Below are 19,778 nucleotides of genomic sequence, written 5' to 3'. Positions count from 1 at the left end.
TACTGACATTGAGACCAAAGCTACGATAAATATGAGAGAAGCTACAAACTACACTTATGCAAATGCGGGCACTCATAAATTCAAGGTTGATGTTACATGGGGCACAAGTGATAACAAAGAGAAACCTTTGGTTTTCGCTCTTTATCAGAACTATCCTAATCCTTGCAAAGACAGAACAACGATTCAATATTGTATTCCGAAAGAGTGCGACGTAAAATTAAGCCTCTATGACCTCTCGGGAAGGAACGTAAAGACACTTGTCAATGCAAAGACAAAGCCGGGCAGATATGTTACTACAGTAGAGAGTAAAAACTTTGCAGCGGGAGTCTACTTCCTGAAGTTCAAAGCAGGAGATTACAAAGAGACGAAGAAGATAGTGTTAATGAAATAAAAAGATAATGGAAAAGCCCTTCTCAGTGATGGGAAGGGCTTTGTTATATATGTATTATCCTAAATATAATTTTAACTAGGAGGAAAAATGGAATGTCTTTACTGCGGAAAAGAAATAACGACAGATAAATTAGAGAAAAGTGATAATTGCCCTCATTGTGGGCAACAAATATATAGCGAATGTCTTGAATGTGGGCTACCCTTTCTCTTACCAAAGAATCGTAAAACAGATAATCTTTATGTACATCATGCATGTAAGAAATTAGTATTTCTTCTGGGAAATTATAAATTAGAAGAAAACGACAAAGGAGAAACAGACATCAGTTTTAATGATACCCCCCCAGCATTTTATGTAGTGCCGTATACTCGATATAGAGAATATGTGAAAGAAAAAATGGGAAAAAAATAAAGAGAAAAATGCCAGATATTTATATAATTATGGGAACTAATAACACAAGAAAGTCTTCTGTTGTAAGAGCTTTGACTGGCGTATGTCAAAGAGGAATATATCAAATTTCCACAAGGAGTGGAGACATTGATGTTTTTGTTCAAATATCTGCACTTCAGGAAGCAGGAATTTTACCAAACCAATTTACAAATGAAATTAAGGGGATTGTTTGTGGCGCTGTTTTAGTCCCTCTACATGTTGGGGGCAAAAATAATGGGCTTCAATATATTAATGCCTTTGTAACAGCTGGATGGAATATAAAACATATTAGTCTATTTGGTATTACTGCCCTGCCTTATCCATTACCTTCGGGGATTTGTTCGCCATTCCCTATTTCAACTACACGAACAGACCCTGCCAATAAAACGGCTAGTGTACTTAGAAACAATTGGATGTGGTTATAAAAAAACTCATTAGTGTATTGTTAAGAAAAAAATTAGAAAAGGGGCGAGTATGAGTGGAAAGAAAGAATATATAAAATTATTCTTAGGAGTTATCTCATCTGTGCTTATTGCAGTAGAAAGTGTTTTGGCGCAAACTGCTCAGCCCCTTCCTCCAGCAACTGTAAGGAAACTTGAAACAGGTATAGCCAACATAAGAACTACTTGTTCAAAGACTGACGATATTGAGTCAATAGGTTGGAGTATAGGCGATGCGATGAATGTTTTTTCACAAACTGGTAAAACATCTATACCGTATCTTACAAAAGTGTTATTGGATAAGAAAGAAGATTATAAAACCCGATTCTTTATGGCTGTAATATTAGGAGAAGTAATTCCGGATACGCAATCTACGCATTATCTAATAAGTGTATTGCAGGATAAAAGTGAAACTGAATTATTACGGGGAGAATGTGCTACTGCTATAGGTTTTATTAAGGATACTACTGCTACAAATGTTCTTATAGATAATTTATATAATTCAAGCATTCCGTTTCGAATAACTGTAATAAATGCGATAGGACCGCTTAAAGACAAGAGAAGTGTCCCGCCTCTGATTGAGTTGTTGAACGATAATAATAAAGATATTCAAATGGTATCAGCAAAGGCACTTGGGATAATAGGTGACAAAATTGCAACAACTGAATTAATGAAAAAGGTTTTGGAAGGGAATCCTAATGATGAACGGTATATAAATATCGTTAAAGCTAATGCAATAAATTCATTAGTTTCTATTGGCGGAGCGGATGTTGAGGGTTTTCTTATAGAACTTTTAACGAATAACAAGAGTAATGATTTGAAAATAGATGCTGCTATTGGGTTAGGTACGTTGAAGTCTAAAAAGGCTGTTCCAATTTTAATAAAACAATTAAAGAGTAATAATCAATTATTAATAATGCATACAGCAGAATCACTTTCTTTAATAGGAGCAGTAAGCGCAGAACAACCTATTAGAGAAACCTTGAATAATGTAAAAAGTGAGTATGTTAAATCTAGGATGAACAAATCACTGGACAAACTTTTACAGAAATAATGAGAATAAAAATATACATTAAAATGCTTTTGGTCGGCATTAGTTTAGTTTTGGTAAATACCTGTAAGCTCTATAGTTTTGTTGCTCCTCAATCAACTAATCAAAACGAATATCCTAATAGGGGGAATGCAATTTATAGAGATTTGCACGATCCAGTATTAAATATAGTTAATTATGGGCATACTGCGATATTCTATAAATATGGTTCTCCGGGGGATAGTTTTAGATTAGTTATACAAGCTAACGGTAAGAGTGGACCAAGTGGTATTAACACTTGGTCTGGCTTTTTAGGGCAAGGGAAAAGCACCTATGAGTATTGGGGAGCATATACTCAAGAAAGAATTGATTCAGTTAATGCAGATGAAATCATACGCGTAGCAGAGGAAGAATGTCTAAATATAACTTACGCTTTTTGCTGGGGACATTACAAAGACCCTACTGGTTATGGAGGCACTCCCGCACTTAGATGCGATGGGCTTGTAGAATATTGTTATGAAAAAGCTTTTGGAGAAGGGAATATTCCATCCTATAAGAGTCCAAACCAAGGAATAGTACCGAATGATTATTCTGTTGATAATATTTTTGAATGGATACTTCCTTACACGGTTGCCGCTTGTTATGCCCATAATACTACTCATACTATGTGTCCTTGTCTCCAGATGGAATGGATTAATGAAGGGTATAATGATGGGCATGAAGGGGCTTCTGCGTATGGAAGGCAGGGGCGTAACTCGGTTCCTAATATTGTCACCCTTGATACTACATTGGTATTTGATTTTAGCAGTGGTAAGAAGGGACATAAAGAAGCTAAAGGCAAAATAAGGGAAGCGAAGTCTATCCGAATCAATAAAATACCGTCTTTCGCTCAACCTATGAATTCTAAGGAGCACAAACTCTATACCTGTAAAGAAATTGACTTGAATAATTCTAAAAACTACAAAGAAATTACTTTGAATAAGCCAATAAAAAAGGGAAACAGCAAAGGTGAGGTTACTTTATCTAATGATTTTGAAGGTCCTTTTAAAGTCTATGATGAGGGAGCTCAGGTTGGTTTTGAAATGACAAAGATGGTTCCGGCTCAGCCCTGTACACTTAAATATTTTTATGTATGGTTTTATAATTACGACTCTTCTCAACAAACCAAGAATTGCGGCTTTGTCGTGGCAGAGGATAATGGCGGAGTGCCTTCTTCCACCTTTCTATTTGCTATCAATGCTGATATAACTCAAGATGCTGGAGAATGCCTCTGCTGGAAAATACCTGTAAGCAATGGGCTTGTATTTAATGGCCCCTTTTGGGTAGGACATTGTGAAACTACGGATGGAGCGCCAACTTCAGTATATGATTCTATAGTTACCCCGGGAACTAATTTTTTTTGTGACACAACGATGAGTAATGAATGGACGGAAGATGCGTATGATTATCTTCATGCGGCTGTGGTGGCATATGGTACAGGAGGAGATACAATTGGGCAAATTGGACAGGATTTGAGGATTACTAATAATGGATTGGCGCCTCTAAAAATTAATTATATATATTCATATGAGCCTTGGGTGAAAAAGATAACACCAGATGCTCTCTTCATTTTACCTTATGATACTGCAATTGTGAACGTTAAAGCAGCGAGAGGAACGTATACCACTTCTCAAGAAGGTTGGCTTTATGTGAGTCCCCAAAACGATGTTGAAGCGAGAGTAAGGCTTCGTTTGGAACTGGGTGGTCCTCCGGTAAAAGATACTATTCCTCCTTCTATAATTATTTCTCAGCCAGATAGCGGAAACATATGGAAAATAGGGGAAAATGACACAATTTTATGGGCAATGTATGATAATAATGGCACAATTATCCATTGCCAAATAGAATATTCAACTAATAGTGGGACAAATTGGAATACCCTACTCGATACCTCAGATAGTTTTTCCAGTGGTGTGTGGTATCAGGATTGGAATATACCAAATGTTTTTTCGAAAACTTGTCTGATCAGGGTTTCTGCAACTGACAGTAGCGGTAACGGCAGTAAAGATACCAGCAACTTATTTACAATCAGTAATGATACCACTCCTCCACCGGCGCCTGTTAATATTACTGCCAATGGTTCAAATCCAAGTCCATTGCAAGATTCAGCAACATTTACTATTAATTGGACTAATCCGTATGATAATAGTGGTATTGCTGGTATGTGGTGCAAATTAGATAGTTTGCCATCGTATTCAAGCGATGGCTTTTACGGGGATATAAAAGATAAACCATTTAAGGCGATTATAGATTCCCTGTGGGGGACACATATGTTGTATGTCTGGCTTGAGGATAGTTCCGGGAATAAGAATCATTTAAACGCTGCATCTGTGGAATTACGACGGCAGCAAGTTGGTGTAGAGGACAATAAATTCCCGGATAAGTTTGTGCTCTTTTCGCCTGCTCCTAACCCTTCGCTCAGAAATGTTATAATTAAGTATGGCTTGCCGGAGGAAGCAAGTATCTCTTTGAAGCTTTATGACATATCGGGTAGAGTAGTAAAAAGTTTTCACACAGAAATGCAGGCAAAAGGATACTATAATGTAAAAATAGAAGGACTCTCTCTGGGAGTATATTTTATCAAATTTGCTGCGGGCAATTTCAAAGCAACGAAGAAACTTATGATATTGAGATAGAAATTAGAAGTCAGACAAGAAACCCTGCTTGGAATTAGGGATGGTTTTTGTTTTAAAGAGTGATAAAAATAGGTTTCCATAATATTGCAAAACTTGTTGTTAATTCTGCATTACATATTAAAACCCTTGATAAAACATGGGAACCTAATAAAGAATTAGATACTCTTATAAAAGACATATCTATTCTAGGAGGTAAAAAATGTCTTATAATAGGTTAAGCAGACTTAATTTTTTGGATATGATATATTGGGATGAGAATGTAGTAGATATCCCGGGAGTATATATTTTTTATAAAACAAAAAGTGGACCTCCAAGATATGTTGGAAGAGCAGATACAAATTTATATAGAAGAATGAAAGGACGTCATTGGGAATATAAATATTACCGATTTAAACATTGTGAGACAGAACAAGATGCTTATCATTGGGAATGTATATATTGGCATAAATATCAGGATACAATAGATAATTCACGTCAAAATGGTGGAAATCATCCTGCTAACCCTAAATGGAAGAATATTTATTGCCCAATATGTGATTTTTAATGGAGAAATATGAAAAAATATTATGCACATAGTTTAGAAGGCAGACCACAAGAGGAATGGCAGGAACTTAAAGAGCATCTAAAAAATGTTGCCAAACTTGCAAAACAATTTGCAGAACCAATAGGGGCGGGAGATTGGGCTTATGTAACGGGGTTGTTGCATGATATTGGAAAATATTCGCATGAATTTCAAAACATGCTGATTAAGTCTGCGGATAACAATACTAATGTGGAAACAAAAGTTGGACATCCTGACCATTCAACAGCTGGTGCGCAGTTATCTAATAAATCACTTCCTAACGGCTATGGTAAATTACTATCTTATGCAATAGCAGGACATCATTCAGGGCTTCTTGACGGAAAGTCAAATGAAGCATGCCTGTGTGATAGGTTAAATAAAGTTGTTTCTAGTTATTCTGCCTGTCCCCAAGATATCCTTGAATTTAATTCAAAAATTGAATCATTGCCGTTTGTTCCTACTAAAGGGAATAATGAACGTATTGCATTTCAACTGCAATTTTTTATCCGTATGCTTTTTTCCTGCCTTGTGGATGCTGATTTTCTAGACACCGAAGAATTTATGAACAAAGACAAAACTTTAATAAGAGGTAACTATCCGGAACTTTTACAAATGAAAAAGAAATTGGATGATTCCTTAAACAAAAAATGTGATGAGGCATCCGATACAGTGGTAAATAAGTATCGTAAAGAAATTTTACAACAGTGTATTTCTGCCGCAGACAAATCATCAGGATTATTTTCTTTAACTGTTCCAACTGGTGGAGGAAAAACTTTATCCTCGCTTGCTTTTGCAATGAAACATGCTATTAAATATGGAATGAAAAGGATTATTTATGTAATTCCTTATACCAGCATAATTGAACAAAATGCGGATGTTTTTAGAGAAATATTCGGCGAGGATGCAGTTATTGAACATCATAGCAACTTGGAAATAAATGAAGATGATTATAAATTACAACTTGCAATTGAAAACTGGGATGCGCCTTTGATCGTTACTACTAATGTGCAATTTTTTGAATCGCTTTTCCATAACAAGACTTCAAAATGTCGTAAGATACATAATATAGCCAACAGTGTTATTATTTTAGATGAAGCACAAATGCTCCCTGTGACCCTATTAAAACCCTGTATGGAGGTTTTAAGGGAATTAACAAATTCATATAAGGCAACCATAGTTTTATGCACTGCAACACAACCGGCTTTATCAAAGACTAACGAATTTAAAAGCGGTTTGGAAAATGTCCAAGAAATTATTTCTAATCCAATAGAATTATATGACAAATTCAGGCGTGTACAAGTATCTTGCTTGTCAAAAAAGCAGGAACCAACTACGGATGAGGAATTGGCAAAAAAGATTTTGGAGCATAAAAAAGTTTTATGTGTGGTTAATACACGAAAACATGCAAGGGAACTTTATGAAAGAATAAAAAATGAAGATAAAGAAGGTTTGTATCATTTAACTGCTTTGATGTGTCCTGCACACCGCTCTGTGGTTATTCAAAATGTAAAAAACACCCTTAAAAACAAGAAAAAATGTAGAGTAATTAGTACACAACTGATAGAAGCAGGAGTAGATATTGATTTCCCTGTTGTATTTCGCTCTGCTGCCGGTATTGATTCTATTGCTCAATCTGCGGGTAGATGTAATAGAGAAGGTAAATTGCAAATGGGTAATGTTTATGTATTTTATCCAGAAAAGCCTCCGTCTGTCGGATATTTGCGTCAAGGTGTTGAAGAAGCTGGTGAGATAATGAGAAAATATGACGATTTATTATCTATAAATGCTGTGAATGAATATTTTCTTAATCTGTATTGGAGAAATGGTAACAATCTGGATAAGAATAAGATTTTAGAAAGATTAGCAGAAGATATTGCTAAACTGAATTTCCCTTTCAAAGAAATAGCAGGTGATTTTAGGATGATAGACAATGTTATGGAGTCAATAATAATTCCGTATAATGATCAGGCAAAAGAAATTATCAAACAATTACGTTATGCGGAGTTTACCAAAAATTTAGCTCGCAAGGCACAGCGGTTTTGCGTACAGGTTTATCCGGAAGTATTAAAAAAATTAGAAGGGGTATCGGTTGAACGGATACAGAATAATTATTTTGTTTTAACTAATTCAGATCTGTATCGCGATGATATCGGATTAACTTATGATAACCCTATATTCCGGAAAATAGAAAATAATATTAGTTGAGGGGGCATTATGTATGGTATAAAATTAAAAGTTTGGGGTAATTATGCCTGTTTTACTCGTCCAGAGATGAAGGCGGAACGTGTGAGTTATGATGTAATAACACCTTCATCAGCGCGTGGAATTTTAGAAGCAATTTACTGGAAGCCATCTATTCGCTGGGCTATTGATAAAATTCACGTATTTAATCCTATTAAATTTGATAATATCAGACGAAACGAACTTGGGACCGAGGGGGAGAGTGGCACAAAAATATCTATAAACAAAATAAAAAAAGCAATGAGTGACAAAGTATCTCCCGTTGAGATTTTTATAGAAGATGTTCGACAGCAAAGAGCATCAATGATATTAAAGAATGTTTGTTATATTATTGAAGCACATTTTGAAATTGTGGGCAACGAGGATAATAATCCGGCGAAACATAAAGAAATGTTTGACCGTAGGGCAGAAAAGGGGCAATGTTTTCATAGCCCTTATTTTGGATGCAGAGAGTTTCCTGTTAATTTTGAGCTTGTAGAAGGCGAAATTCCTAAGTCTGAATTAACGGGAAAAATTGATTTAGGATGGATGCTTCACGACATAGATTTTAAGAACAATATGGAGGCAAAGTTCTTTAAGGTTCGGATGGTAGATGGGGTTATTACTGTCCCTCCATTTAAAGAAGGAGGCGAGCAATGATTATTCAGGCATTGAATGAATACTATGGACGATTAAAGGAAGATGTAAATTCAGATATTCCATTGTTTGGCTTTTCAAGAGAAAAAATTCATTTTGCATTAGTTTTAGATAAATCGGGGAAATTTCTGGATGTAAAAGATTTACGTGAGAAAAAGGACAAGAAAACTATTGCTAAAGAATTAGTTGTTCCTCAAGGTACTAAGAAATCAGTTAATATTGAGCCAAATTTTATGTGGGGGAACACAGATTATGTTTTAGGCGCAAGCAATAAAGAATACAAAGAGAAAAATCGTCCTAAAGAAATGTTTAAAGCATTTAAAGAATTTCAGACCGGATTAAGCAATGAAATTGATGATATAGGCATGAAGGCGATGTTGAATTTCCTTGACTCATGGAAGCCAGAAAATGCGGAAAAATTAAATGATTGGAAAGAAATGGCAGGCATGAATGTAGTTTTTCAACTGGATGGTGAACGAGAATACATACATGACCATTTGGATATTAAAAACAAATGGATGAAATATTGCGAAGGAAAACAATCAGAATATATAGCTTTTTGTTTAGTGAGTGGAGTAAAAAGACCAATCGAGCGATTACATTTTAATATCAAAGGGGTTTATGATCCAACAAATACGAAGGGGGCAAATATAGTTTCTTTCAATCAAGATTCTTTTTCTTCATATAATAAAATTAAGGGATTTAATGCACCTGTTAGTAAAACAGTGGCTTTTAATTATACAACTGCCCTTAATCATCTTCTGAGGTTTGACAGTAGACAAAAAGTCCAGATAAGTGATTCTACAACTGTATTTTGGGCAGAAGGAGAGACACCAATTGAGGGATTCTTAAAAGATATTTTAGACCCCAAAGATAATCAGGCAGACTTAACTGATTTACGCAGATTTTTAGAAGCAGTTCGTGAAGGGAAAAAGCCTAAAGAGATTGAAAATGCCCAAAATATGAAATTTTATATTTTGGGGCTGTCACCTAACGCATCTCGCTTGTCTGTGCGTTTTTGGTATGTAAGCACTGTTGAGGATATTAGTTATAAAATTGTCCAGCATTTTAAGGATTTGGAAATCATTAAAAGTTATGAAACTGACCCTGAATATCCGGGGATGTGGCATCTACTTCACGAAACAGCAGTGCAAGAAAAAACAAAAAACATTTCGCCACTTTTGGCAGGTGCATTGATGCGTTCAATAATTACCGGAGCATCTTATCCGTCAACACTTTTAACCGTGGTTTTAAATCGTATCAAAGCAGACCAAAAAATAAATTATCTGCGGGTAGCTTTAATAAAAGCGTACTTGGTAAGAAATTGGAGATTAAAAAATAAAAAAGAAAAGGAGGTCAATATGGCATTAAATAGGGAAGAAAAAGACATTGGTTATCGTCTGGGACGACTTTTCTCAATTCTTGAAAAAGCTCAGAAGGATGCTATCCCAGGTGCAAACACCACAATAAAAGACCGTTTTTATGGATCAGCTTCTGCAACGCCTTCGGTGGTGTTTCCTCAATTATTGCGTTTAGCACAGCATCACATCCAAAAGTCAGATTTTGGAGCAAATATTGAAAAACATATAGAAGAAATTATGGCGGATATTCCTAAATTCCCTTCACATTTAAGCTTAGAAGAACAGGGAATGTTTGCTATAGGGTATTATCAACAGAAACCAGAACTGTATAAAAAAACAGAAAAAAAGGAGGGATAAAATTATGGAAAACATAATAAAAAACCGCTATGAGTTTGTATATTTATTTGATGTAGAAAACGGCAATCCAAACGGAGACCCTGATTCAGGTAATATGCCACGTATTGACCCTGAGACAAGTTACGGAATTGTCACAGATGTTTGTTTAAAAAGAAAGATACGTAACTATGTAGATATAGTAAAGAAAAACGAAACACCACATAAAATTTATGTTCGTGAAAAAGCCGTGCTTACTACAGAAAGAAGTGGGGCGTACCAGTCTCTTTCTAAAGAAGAGAAAAAAGATAAACTTTCATCTGCAGAAGCAGGACGCAAATTTATGTGTGAAAACTACTTTGATGTCCGTGCATTCGGTGCTGTTATGTCAACCACAGAAAATAACTGTGGGCAAGTCCGAGGCCCTGTGCAGTTGAATTTTGCTCGTAGCATAGATGCTGTTATCCCTATGGAATTAACTATTACACGAATGGCAGTTGAAACAGAAGCTGAAAGAGAAAAAGAGAGAATGATGGGACGCAAAAATATTATTCCATACGGATTATATCGTTCCGAAGGATATATTTCCGCCTTTTTGGCTGAACAAACTGGATTTAAAGAAAAAGACTTAGAGTTATTCTGGAATGCACTTATTAATATGTTTGACCACGACCACTCAGCTGCAAGAGGGAAAATGAATGCCAGAAAATTGTTTGTATTTAAGCACGAAGGAACTGATACAAATCAACAGCAAAAAGAGGAACAAGCAAAACTTGGCTGTGCACCGGCACATAAATTATTTGAGCTAATAACGGTAAAACCAATAAATAGTTCAAAGCCAGCTAGAGCATTTTCTGATTATAGTATAGAGGTAAGCAAGGCTGTTCCAAGTGGTGTCAAAATGGAAGAAAAGTTATAATATGTTCACTGAAGACGATTTTTTACAGTTGTCGGCATTACAGCATTTTGTCTTTTGTAAAAGACAATGCGCCTTGATTCATATTGAGCAAATCTGGGTTGAAAATGTTCTTACCGCAGAAGGCAGGACAATGCACGAAAAAGTTCACGAAGAACATACAGAAAATCGGAAAGACATACGAATTGAAAGAGGAATGCCTTTACATTCTTTTGAGTTGGGATTAAGCGGAAAAACTGATGTTGTGGAATTTCATAAGACAGAGGGAAATGAGAACTGGGTGCCGTTTCCTGTGGAATACAAACGGGGCAAGCCAAAACCGGATGATAGCGATAAAATTCAGCTCTGCGCACAAGCTTTATGTCTTGAGGAAATGATGAATGTTAAAATACCGTCGGGCGCTATATTTTATGGTAAAACAAGACATAGATTGGATGTGCAGTTTGATGAGACTTTGCGCAATGAAACAAAAGAAACAGCAAAGCAACTTCATCTTTTTATTGACTCTGGTAAGACCCCTGCACCGGTTTATACTCCAAAATGTGACTCTTGTTCATTTATTGATGAATGTTTACCCAAAACAATTGAACGAAAGATTTCGGTAAAAGAATACCTATCCGCTGTCAGACGAGACTTGTTGAAAGAGGAACAATGAAAAAATACTTAAACACATTATTTGTTACTACACAAGGAGCGTACCTTTCAAAAGAGGGTGAAACTGTTGTTGTTTCTGTTGAGAAAGAAACAAAATTACAATTACCAATTCATACGATTGGAGGCATTATTTGTTTCGGAAATGTTTCTATAAGTCCCTATCTTATGGGATTTTGTGCAGAAAATAAAGTGGCAATTAGCTTTGTAACTCAATACGGACGTTTTCTGGCAAGTGTTCACGGGAAAGTGTCCGGTAACGTTCTTTTGAGACGTGAACAATATCGCCGTGCGGATGATTTGATAGCTTCTGCGGAAATAGCAAAGTCCCTATTGACAGGAAAGATATCAAATTGCCGAACAGTATTGCAAAGAGCCTTGAGAGACCATCCGGATAAAATAAATACAGAAGAAATAAAAGAGGCATCTATACGACTCAATTTTTCTCTTGAGCAGATTCAAAACAATAATTCCTTAGATGAACTTCGTGGTATAGAAGGAGAAGCGGCAAATACGTATTTCAGTGTTTTTGACCATTTAATAATTGCCCAGAAAAGTGATTTTAAGTTTGAAGAAAGAAATAGAAGACCACCGCTTGATGAGGTAAACTGCCTAATGTCTTTTTTATATACTCTTTTAATGCACGATATCAGGTCTGCATTAGAAAGCGTAGGGTTGGATTCCTGCGTTGGTTTTTTACACAGAGATAGACCGGGCAGACCCAGCTTAGCATTGGATATTATGGAGGAGTTTAGACCATTTCTGGCGGACAGATTGGTTCTTTCGCTTATTAATCGTGAGCAAATCCGTAAGAAAGGATTTCAAAAGATGGAGTCAGGAGCTGTTCTTATGAATGATGATACACGTAAAGAACTTCTGGTAGCATATCAAAAACGAAAACAAGAAGAAATAATACATCCATACTTAAAAGAGAATATTCAGGTAGGTTTATTGTTTTATATTCAGGCATTATTATTGAGTCGTCATTTACGTGGCGATATTGACGGATATCCGGTGTTTATTTGGAAATAAAAGAAGGAAATTATGCTGGTATTGGTTAGCTATGATGTGAACATAAAGAGTGATGGGGGACCCCGTCGCTTAAGACGAGTTGCAAAAGTTTGTAAAAATTATGGACAGCGTGTGCAGTTTTCGGTCTTTGAATGTGTTGTTGACCCTGCACAGTGGGAAGTTTTTCGTAAAAAGTTGATTAATGAAATTGAGCCGGAGAGGGATAGCTTGAGATTTTACTTTCTTGGCTCAAACTGGAAACATAGAGTAGAACATATCGGGACTAAAGAAACAGTTGATTTAGATGGTCCGTTAATTGTATAAAAAACTATGTGCGAACCTATAGTGATGGTAAAAACATAGGAAGGTTCGCATTGTGCAGAAACACTTGAAATAATGCAGGTTTATGAAAGTTATAAAATTTGTGTTCTTTGAAAAACAGAATAGGAAACATATATACGCGAAAACAATGCAATACTTCCTTATACTATAAGGGAATATTGTAGCACAGTCGCCCCTCGCGTAGGGGCGTGGATTGAAACTGTCTGCTAATGCCTTAAGTAAGATCTTAGCAAAAGTCGCCCCTCGCGTAGGGGCGTGGATTGAAACCTCTATGTGTGCAGGTTGCTTAAAAAAATGGATTGTGTCGCCCCTCGCGTAGGGGCGTGGATTGAAACCCTTTAAAGATAAAAAATGCAGCAGCAGCTATAACGTCGCCCCTCGCGTAGGGGCGTGGATTGAAACATCTGATAGTATGTCAGCAATAACTGGCCGCTGGGAGTCGCCCCTCGCGTAGGGGCGTGGATTGAAACATAAAATACTGATGCGTGAGAACCTACTAAACACACGTCGCCCCTCGCGTAGGGGCGTGGATTGAAACAAAATATCCATCATTGGCTTCCCTACTTTTGCTAAGTCGCCCCTCGCGTAGGGGCGTGGATTGAAACATAATACTCAGGAAACGGAGTGTTTCTAATATCCGGTCGCCCCTCGCGTAGGGGCGTGGATTGAAACACAGCAATAGCGGGACTCAATCTAAATGTTTGGAGTCGCCCCTCGCGTAGGGGCGTGGATTGAAACATTATTAATAGGTTTAAGCATATCTAATAATTTTGTCGCCCCTCGCGTAGGGGCGTGGATTGAAACCTGGTCTTTTCATTCTTTTAAATCCTCTATGGCCTGGGTCGCCCCTCGCGTAGGGGCGTGGATTGAAACGGGCAGGAGATAGATAGTACTGCGTGGAATAAGGGGGTCGCCCCTCGCGTAGGGGCGTGGATTGAAACAATCATTCCACACCTCCCATAATCTTTAGACTGCAAGTCGCCCCTCGCGTAGGGGCGTGGATTGAAACATGGTTTATAGTTAAGACATATGAGGAAACTAAGGTCGCCCCTCGCGTAGGGGCGTGGATTGAAACAAAGATAAAAGAACTCCGTACTCTTTAACAAAAATGTCGCCCCTCGCGTAGGGGCGTGGATTGAAACCATCATTATCTTCGTCCCCTGTCATTATCCCAAACGTCGCCCCTCGCGTAGGGGCGTGGATTGAAACAAACATATTTTTGACGGGTGACTGTGCAGCAAGAGTCGCCCCTCGCGTAGGGGCGTGGATTGAAACTAAATATGTCCTGTTCTCGAGGTAATACGTTAGAAGGTCGCCCCTCGCGTAGGGGCGTGGATTGAAACATTTAGAGGTATAAAACCTAATTTTCTATCTCTGTCGCCCCTCGCGTAGGGGCGTGGATTGAAACTAAAATATATGGTAAAACATATAGACAAACGCATAAAGTCGCCCCTCGCGTAGGGGCGTGGATTGAAACTACCATCCGGAAGTGTTGAAATCAGATCAACACAAGTCGCCCCTCGCGTAGGGGCGTGGATTGAAACGAAAAGAAGTATCCAGACGATAAGCGACCACGACAGTCGCCCCTCGCGTAGGGGCGTGGATTGAAACAGGCGACAGTAATTCAGGCGACAGGAATTCAGGCGTCGCCCCTCGCGTAGGGGCGTGGATTGAAACTTTGAATATAGTCAATATCGCGCGGCTCTGTAAACGTCGCCCCTCGCGTAGGGGCGTGGATTGAAACGCTTATGGAACAGAAAGTCAAGCAGACTTAGCGGCGTCGCCCCTCGCGTAGGGGCGTGGATTGAAACCGTCCAAACGCCATCAATTTTACATCTTGCTTTCGTCGCCCCTCGCGTAGGGGCGTGGATTGAAACAGGGAGTATATCGGGGTAGTAATGGGACGTTATGGGGGTCGCCCCTCGCGTAGGGGCGTGGATTGAAACAATGATATTCCGTGTCCTATTCGCGGCTCTATCGCATGTCGCCCCTCGCGTAGGGGCGTGGATTGAAACTATATAAATAGCAGGAGTTGTTTTAAAACCTCCCAGTCGCCCCTCGCGTAGGGGCGTGGATTGAAACGTTTCGGCGCTCTTAACATATCCCACGTTTTGAGTCGCCCCTCGCGTAGGGGCGTGGATTGAAACTATGATGATTTTGATTGTGTTTGTAAAAAAATATGTCGTCTATCTCGCGTAGGAGCGTGGATTGAAACTTAGTGGCTTCAATTATGGCGTTTCCGATTGCCTTTGTCGCTCCTTGCATAGGGGTGTGGATTGAAACCGGCAGATATGGTCTTTTGCTAAGTCTACGACGTCGCTCCTCGCGGGAGTTGGAAAATTAAATGTAAAGTATGTGGGTTGCAGGGAAATAATATTTTTCTTGCAATGTGATATAATTAGAATATTATATACGAAAAGAGGAAAATTAAAATGAATAGCAAAAAAATAGGGGATTTCTTCAACGGAAGAAGATTTTTTGAGATACCAAAATACCAAAGAGGTTTTGCTTGGGAAAAAAGGAATATTAGAGAATTGTTTGATGATATAAAGGAAGCGATAGATACTACTTCAAACCACTACATAGGGACATTAGTTCTCTCTAAAAAACAAAACAAAGATGAGCATTTTTATATTGTTGATGGGCAACAAAGAATAATAACGATAACATTAATAATTAATGCATTACTTGAGTATCTCAGCGAATCTGATGTTAGTTTTTATCGCAGGCTCTATATTAAGGAAGACAAAACATTTAGATTGAAAATGTTGGGAAAGGATGATAACTATTTTATCAATTTGTTGAATGAGATAATAAATGAACCGGAAAATAAAAGCCAAAGATTATTGAAAGAAGCATATGAAGAAATCCAATTAATAATTAAAGATGTTGGCGACAAGAAAGGCTTTCTTGATTCTGTGGGGAATTTAGAAATGATGGAATTCATTGAAGAAAGTGAAGGAGATGCGATAAGAATATTTCAAACAGTTAATGACAGAGGTAAGCTTTTATCTAATATGGAAAAAGCCAAAAGTTTGCTTATCTATTTTTCAAATAAATATTTAGAGAAAAGACTTGACGATAAGGTAAACGAAATATTTGGCGAAATATTTGAAATATATGACGACATAAAACATATTGGTGAAACCGTTGGCATCACTTTAATAAAGAATATGGATTTTAATGAAGATGATATTATGAGATATCATTTTATCTCGTTTAGCGACGAAAATTATGATCCTGCTGCTTCATATGTTTTGAATTATCTTAAAAGCAAGCTTGCCGAGTATCGTAGAGATGATAAAGTAAATGAATATCGGAATATGGAAACCTTTATTAATGACTATGTAAAAAGTCTCTATACCTTTTTCAAATCGTTAAAGGATTTATTGGAAAGAACAAAAAATATAGAAAAATATTATAAAATACTTAGTATTTTAGGGATTTCAGCAACATTATATCCCTTGATTGTAAAATTGGAAACATTAGGAATTTTAGAAAAGAACCTTTCCGGGAAGGAATATAGTCAATATACATTCCTTGATCTCTTGGAAATAATAGATGTTCGAGTTTATAAGATACCAAAGTCCGACCCAAGGGCAGACATTTCAAGATTTGCGTATATGATAAATGATGAATTGAAAGAAGATAAAATACAAGACTGGCTGCTATCGTATAATAAACAATGGACGAGCAAAGAAAGATTCTTAACATATCTGAATGAAGACATCTATAGAAATAGTGCTTTGCCGCATATTTTCATAGAATACTGTGAAGAAATCAATGGTAGAAAATACTCAATTGACGAACTAATAAATTTTGTAAACAAAATCCCAACCATTGAGCATATATTATCAAAAACGCCTAAATTTACTTATAAATCTGTTGGTTTCAAAAATAGCGAACATTTTTTAGAATATGAAAATACATTGGGCAACTTAACAATTTTGGAAAAAAGTATTAATAGCACAATTCAAAATAAGCTTCCATTTGATAAAATTCCATTTTATGATAAAAGTCTATTCAAAATGACTAGAGAATTATCTTCATTAATCCATAGAAATAAAAAGTTTGTTATGAAAAATATTGAGGAAAGAACGAAGTATTTGGTTGATAAAATATCAGCACGATGGTGGTGCTAACGATAGAAAATTACCTAATTTTTGCTATACCTGACAATGCTTTTGTAATTTTTTCCTTCTAACCATTTTCTCTTAAAATAAATTTTAAATTCCAACTTCAAAATTTCCCCTTGCAAAAAGTTAAGAATATATTATTCTTTCCCAATGTTAACCAACTACATAACTTTCCAAGACATTCAAAAAAGAACTCACGAGGAAAATAGAATGGTTATAATCCGGTGCAATAACTGCGAAAATAAGAAAATCGGGAATCATGTAGATTGGATAAAAGATTGCATAAGAGACCAAAAATACTATTTGCTACATAGATGCTCAGTTTGTAAGGCTGGAACAAAGCTGAAAGAGAGGGATTTGACGAAAATTAAAAAAACACTGGAAATATAAAGTAACAAATTATAACTATTGCAATTATAACAAACTGGTGGAATAGTGGTTTTGGGGAAGAAAATATTGTATAAAGATTAAAATTAAATCTTAGAAAATGACTTTACTTAAACTTATAATCGTTTTTTTTCTAGTTCAATGTTTTTTTAAAACGGAAAGTATTTTGGAGAAATTTTACTACAAAAAGGTACAAAAGAAAGAGATTTTGCTACAGGAAAAAACTTCTTTAAGAATATTTAAAATAATTTTACAATTTTTAATTTTCTTTAGCAGTATAGAGGAGATTTTATCTGGGAAATTGCTCCCTCCAATAAATATTATCCCTGCAATTGTATGCATTGCTTCCATTATTGTCGGAATAACATTAAGAATTTTAGCTATTAGAGAATTGGGAATATATTGGTCGTATAATATTGAAATACTAAGAAATCACAAACTAATTAAAAGTGGTATTTACAGGTATCTATCACATCCAGCATATTGGGGTAATATTTTTATTCCTGCTTTCTTTTGTCTTGTAGGAGTATCTTATACAACATTTCTAAGTCTTATATTTATTAGTTTTTTTGGATATTGGCGTTCCCACTTGGAATGTTGCTTATTGAAAAATAATAGCTGTTGACCTTCTATTTTTTTAGTATTTCAAATTCTGATTTTTAGAATTGAGATTTTAACATATTATCTATAGCTTTTTTTAAGTCGCGTAGGATTTTAAAAAGTAATTTTTTGACTGATGGTGTCCATTAATAAGTTAATAACATCTAATAAAGTTGACTTATCGGATATTTCACTATGATGAATCATGTTTTTTAGTATCCTTTCTTTGTTTTGTATATATACATTATGGTTATTTAAAGCCCGTAGATTTCTAAAACTATGGTTTAAGTTAATCAAGAAAGCTGGTGATTCCAATAGAAGACTTCCAACATTAGAAATCGCAGAAATAGGATTAAAAAATCCTGCAGTACCTAACCCTATAGACAAAGTGTTTTTTCCTAATACTTTAACATTTCCCAATGCTTTTCGCTTTAGAAGATTTTTTAATTCTTTTTCAAATATAACTTCAAACTCCTTGGTAATCTTATTCTTTATTAATAAAAGCTCCTGGATATTATAAAGAAACCCTTCGTAGCTATTTTTATTTACAAACTCAGTAGATTTCCTAACTAATTCCTCATAACTATTTCTAAAAGAGCTATTTTCAATAGGGCGTCGTAATTCATATATGTCTTTAAACGAAAGCAAATCTATCAATTCTAGAGGAATTGCCCTTTTGTGCATAGTTTCAAAAGCCAATTCCAAAAATATTTTGTAAAATATTTGTAACTCAGATAATAAAATTTGGCGATGTTCAATATCTGCAAGACTATAATCTATGTAGTTTTCTTGAGGTAAAGCACTTTCACAATTTACTACACGTGCTCCGGATATATGATAAATCAAGTTAACAAAATTTAACAAAATTTTTTGTTCGTTTTTAGGTAAAATTGATATGGTTGTTATAATAAATTCACGAGATAGAACTTGTTGAGATTCTAATTGGGTAATTAAAAAAAACAGTGTCTTATGTGGCATATTTGTTAAGTTTCTTCTAATAATTGAATTTTCATTTTTTAATTCTTTTACAAGATTGTTCTTGAACCATGATGAATTATCTATTACTTCCCAATTTACAACTTTATTTATATTTTCTTTATAAAACGCTATCATATCTATTTTTAAAAACTTCTTAATCTTTTTTGTGTCCAAATAATCTATTACATGTTCCTTGTCTTTTCGGAGGGCGGGAATAATCATCTCATTATTTAATAGTATAGGATTATCTTTAAAAAGATTATATGCAAACTCATGTGTTAAATGTGATGCAGCACACACAACTGTATTTTTTGTGAGGAGAATAATTTTCAACTTTCTTTCTATTTCTTTCCGAAATTTATTTTTGTCGTGTTTTTGTCGGACAATTTTATAATCAAAATCTGTAAAATAAGCTCGTGGGCCATAAAAATTAGCAGGAATTATTTTTTCCATTATCGTTTAGTATATAATATTTACCTAATACTTGTCAACAAAAATAGAATCCTCTTGCTATAACAGGAGACAATTCCCTGTTTCTTGTATTCTCCATACTTTTATTCCATTCCCGCTAACAATTATTGTTGCCACTATGTCGTAAGATTTGATAAAAGAAATGAAAAAAAGGAAGCTAAAGATAATAGATTACGATAAAAAGATTGACA

16 protein-coding genes and 1 CRISPR repeat array are annotated in these 19,778 nt (G+C 35.8%); of the genes, 15 read left to right on the top strand and 1 reads right to left on the bottom strand.

All coding sequences use genetic code 11. The features are described from left to right. The 15 genes from WC614_07745 to WC614_07675 form a co-directional block, all read left to right on the top strand. On the top strand, positions 1-391 hold a 391-nt coding region (locus WC614_07745), incomplete at its 5' end, for a T9SS type A sorting domain-containing protein (GenBank protein ID MFA5032896.1). Between the two features lie 87 nt (positions 392-478). Further along, a complete protein-coding gene (locus WC614_07740; protein ID MFA5032895.1) occupies positions 479-799 on the top strand; it encodes a hypothetical protein in 321 nt (106 codons plus the stop codon). An 8-nt stretch (positions 800-807) separates the two neighbouring features. Further along, positions 808-1,242: a hypothetical protein gene (locus WC614_07735; protein ID MFA5032894.1), complete on the top strand. Its 435-nt coding sequence runs from the start codon at positions 808-810 to the stop codon at positions 1,240-1,242. Between the two features lie 49 nt (positions 1,243-1,291). Beyond that, entirely contained in the window at positions 1,292-2,311 is a 1,020-nt protein-coding gene (locus WC614_07730; protein ID MFA5032893.1) for a HEAT repeat domain-containing protein, read from the top strand. Beyond that, positions 2,311-4,962 (top strand): T9SS type A sorting domain-containing protein, encoded by a 2,652-nt coding sequence (locus WC614_07725; GenBank protein ID MFA5032892.1) that lies wholly within the window; start codon positions 2,311-2,313, stop codon positions 4,960-4,962. The genes WC614_07730 and WC614_07725 overlap by 1 nt, the downstream gene beginning before the upstream one ends. 59 nt (positions 4,963-5,021) lie before the next feature. Continuing rightward, complete coding sequence (locus WC614_07720; protein MFA5032891.1) at positions 5,022-5,180, top strand: hypothetical protein; 159 nt, start codon at positions 5,022-5,024, stop codon at positions 5,178-5,180. Then, positions 5,162-5,506, top strand: coding sequence for a hypothetical protein (locus WC614_07715; GenBank protein ID MFA5032890.1), 345 nt, complete (start codon positions 5,162-5,164; stop codon positions 5,504-5,506). Before WC614_07720 ends, WC614_07715 begins: the two co-directional genes overlap by 19 nt. A gap of 9 nt (positions 5,507-5,515) precedes the next feature. Continuing rightward, on the top strand, positions 5,516-7,729 hold the full coding sequence (cas3, locus tag WC614_07710) for a CRISPR-associated helicase Cas3' (GenBank protein ID MFA5032889.1): 2,214 nt from the start codon (positions 5,516-5,518) through the stop codon (positions 7,727-7,729). 6 nt (positions 7,730-7,735) lie between these two features. Further along, the gene (gene cas5c / locus WC614_07705; protein MFA5032888.1) at positions 7,736-8,404 is read left to right on the top strand and encodes a type I-C CRISPR-associated protein Cas5c; all 669 of its coding nucleotides are present in this window, start codon (positions 7,736-7,738) and stop codon (positions 8,402-8,404) included. Beyond that, positions 8,401-10,119, top strand: a complete 1,719-nt coding sequence (gene cas8c / locus WC614_07700; GenBank protein MFA5032887.1) for a type I-C CRISPR-associated protein Cas8c/Csd1 — start codon at positions 8,401-8,403, stop codon at positions 10,117-10,119. The genes cas5c and cas8c overlap by 4 nt, the downstream gene beginning before the upstream one ends. Positions 10,120-10,123: 4 nt before the next feature. Continuing rightward, a complete protein-coding gene (gene cas7c / locus WC614_07695; GenBank protein MFA5032886.1) occupies positions 10,124-11,014 on the top strand; it encodes a type I-C CRISPR-associated protein Cas7/Csd2 in 891 nt (296 codons plus the stop codon). A 1-nt stretch (position 11,015) separates the two neighbouring features. Beyond that, positions 11,016-11,666, top strand: coding sequence for a CRISPR-associated protein Cas4 (gene cas4 / locus WC614_07690; protein MFA5032885.1), 651 nt, complete (start codon positions 11,016-11,018; stop codon positions 11,664-11,666). Beyond that, positions 11,663-12,694, top strand: coding sequence for a type I-C CRISPR-associated endonuclease Cas1c (gene cas1c, locus WC614_07685; GenBank protein ID MFA5032884.1), 1,032 nt, complete (start codon positions 11,663-11,665; stop codon positions 12,692-12,694). The genes cas4 and cas1c overlap by 4 nt, the downstream gene beginning before the upstream one ends. A 12-nt stretch (positions 12,695-12,706) precedes the next feature. After that, entirely contained in the window at positions 12,707-12,997 is a 291-nt protein-coding gene (cas2, locus tag WC614_07680; protein MFA5032883.1) for a CRISPR-associated endonuclease Cas2, read from the top strand. 186 nt (positions 12,998-13,183) lie between these two features. Next, a CRISPR array of direct repeats spans positions 13,184-15,298; the repeat unit is 32 nt; unit sequence GTCGCCCCTCGCGTAGGGGCGTGGATTGAAAC. A 149-nt stretch (positions 15,299-15,447) separates the two neighbouring features. Continuing rightward, entirely contained in the window at positions 15,448-17,157 is a 1,710-nt protein-coding gene (locus WC614_07675) for a DUF262 domain-containing HNH endonuclease family protein (GenBank protein MFA5032882.1), read from the top strand. A 1,095-nt stretch (positions 17,158-18,252) separates the two neighbouring features. On the opposite strand, the gene WC614_07670 is transcribed toward WC614_07675, so the two are convergent. Further along, the gene (locus WC614_07670) at positions 18,253-19,569 is read right to left on the bottom strand and encodes a hypothetical protein (protein MFA5032881.1); all 1,317 of its coding nucleotides are present in this window, start codon (positions 19,567-19,569) and stop codon (positions 18,253-18,255) included. Positions 19,570-19,778 lie beyond the last annotated feature (209 nt).

This window comes from bacterium, from assembly GCA_041649255.1.
Lineage (GTDB): Bacteria > Hydrothermota > UBA3073 > JACQXS01 > JAQTXJ01 > JAQTXJ01.
This window is presented reverse-complemented; position numbering and strand designations above follow the sequence as displayed.

Excerpts from the sequence above, each read along its gene's own strand:
- cas1c (MFA5032884.1), top strand. The coding sequence starts at position 11,663 with ATGAAAAAATACTTAAACACATTATTTGTTACTACACAAGGAGCGTAC.
- cas2 (MFA5032883.1), top strand. The coding sequence starts at position 12,707 with ATGCTGGTATTGGTTAGCTATGATGTGAACATAAAGAGTGATGGGGGA.
- WC614_07675 (MFA5032882.1), top strand. The coding sequence starts at position 15,448 with ATGAATAGCAAAAAAATAGGGGATTTCTTCAACGGAAGAAGATTTTTT.
- cas3 (MFA5032889.1), top strand. The coding sequence starts at position 5,516 with ATGAAAAAATATTATGCACATAGTTTAGAAGGCAGACCACAAGAGGAA.
- cas4 (MFA5032885.1), top strand. The coding sequence starts at position 11,016 with ATGTTCACTGAAGACGATTTTTTACAGTTGTCGGCATTACAGCATTTT.
- WC614_07670 (MFA5032881.1), bottom strand. The coding sequence starts at position 19,569 with ATGGAAAAAATAATTCCTGCTAATTTTTATGGCCCACGAGCTTATTTT.
- WC614_07730 (MFA5032893.1), top strand. The coding sequence starts at position 1,292 with ATGAGTGGAAAGAAAGAATATATAAAATTATTCTTAGGAGTTATCTCA.
- cas8c (MFA5032887.1), top strand. The coding sequence starts at position 8,401 with ATGATTATTCAGGCATTGAATGAATACTATGGACGATTAAAGGAAGAT.
- WC614_07715 (MFA5032890.1), top strand. The coding sequence starts at position 5,162 with ATGTCTTATAATAGGTTAAGCAGACTTAATTTTTTGGATATGATATAT.
- WC614_07735 (MFA5032894.1), top strand. The coding sequence starts at position 808 with ATGCCAGATATTTATATAATTATGGGAACTAATAACACAAGAAAGTCT.
- WC614_07740 (MFA5032895.1), top strand. The coding sequence starts at position 479 with ATGGAATGTCTTTACTGCGGAAAAGAAATAACGACAGATAAATTAGAG.
- WC614_07725 (MFA5032892.1), top strand. The coding sequence starts at position 2,311 with ATGAGAATAAAAATATACATTAAAATGCTTTTGGTCGGCATTAGTTTA.
- cas7c (MFA5032886.1), top strand. The coding sequence starts at position 10,124 with ATGGAAAACATAATAAAAAACCGCTATGAGTTTGTATATTTATTTGAT.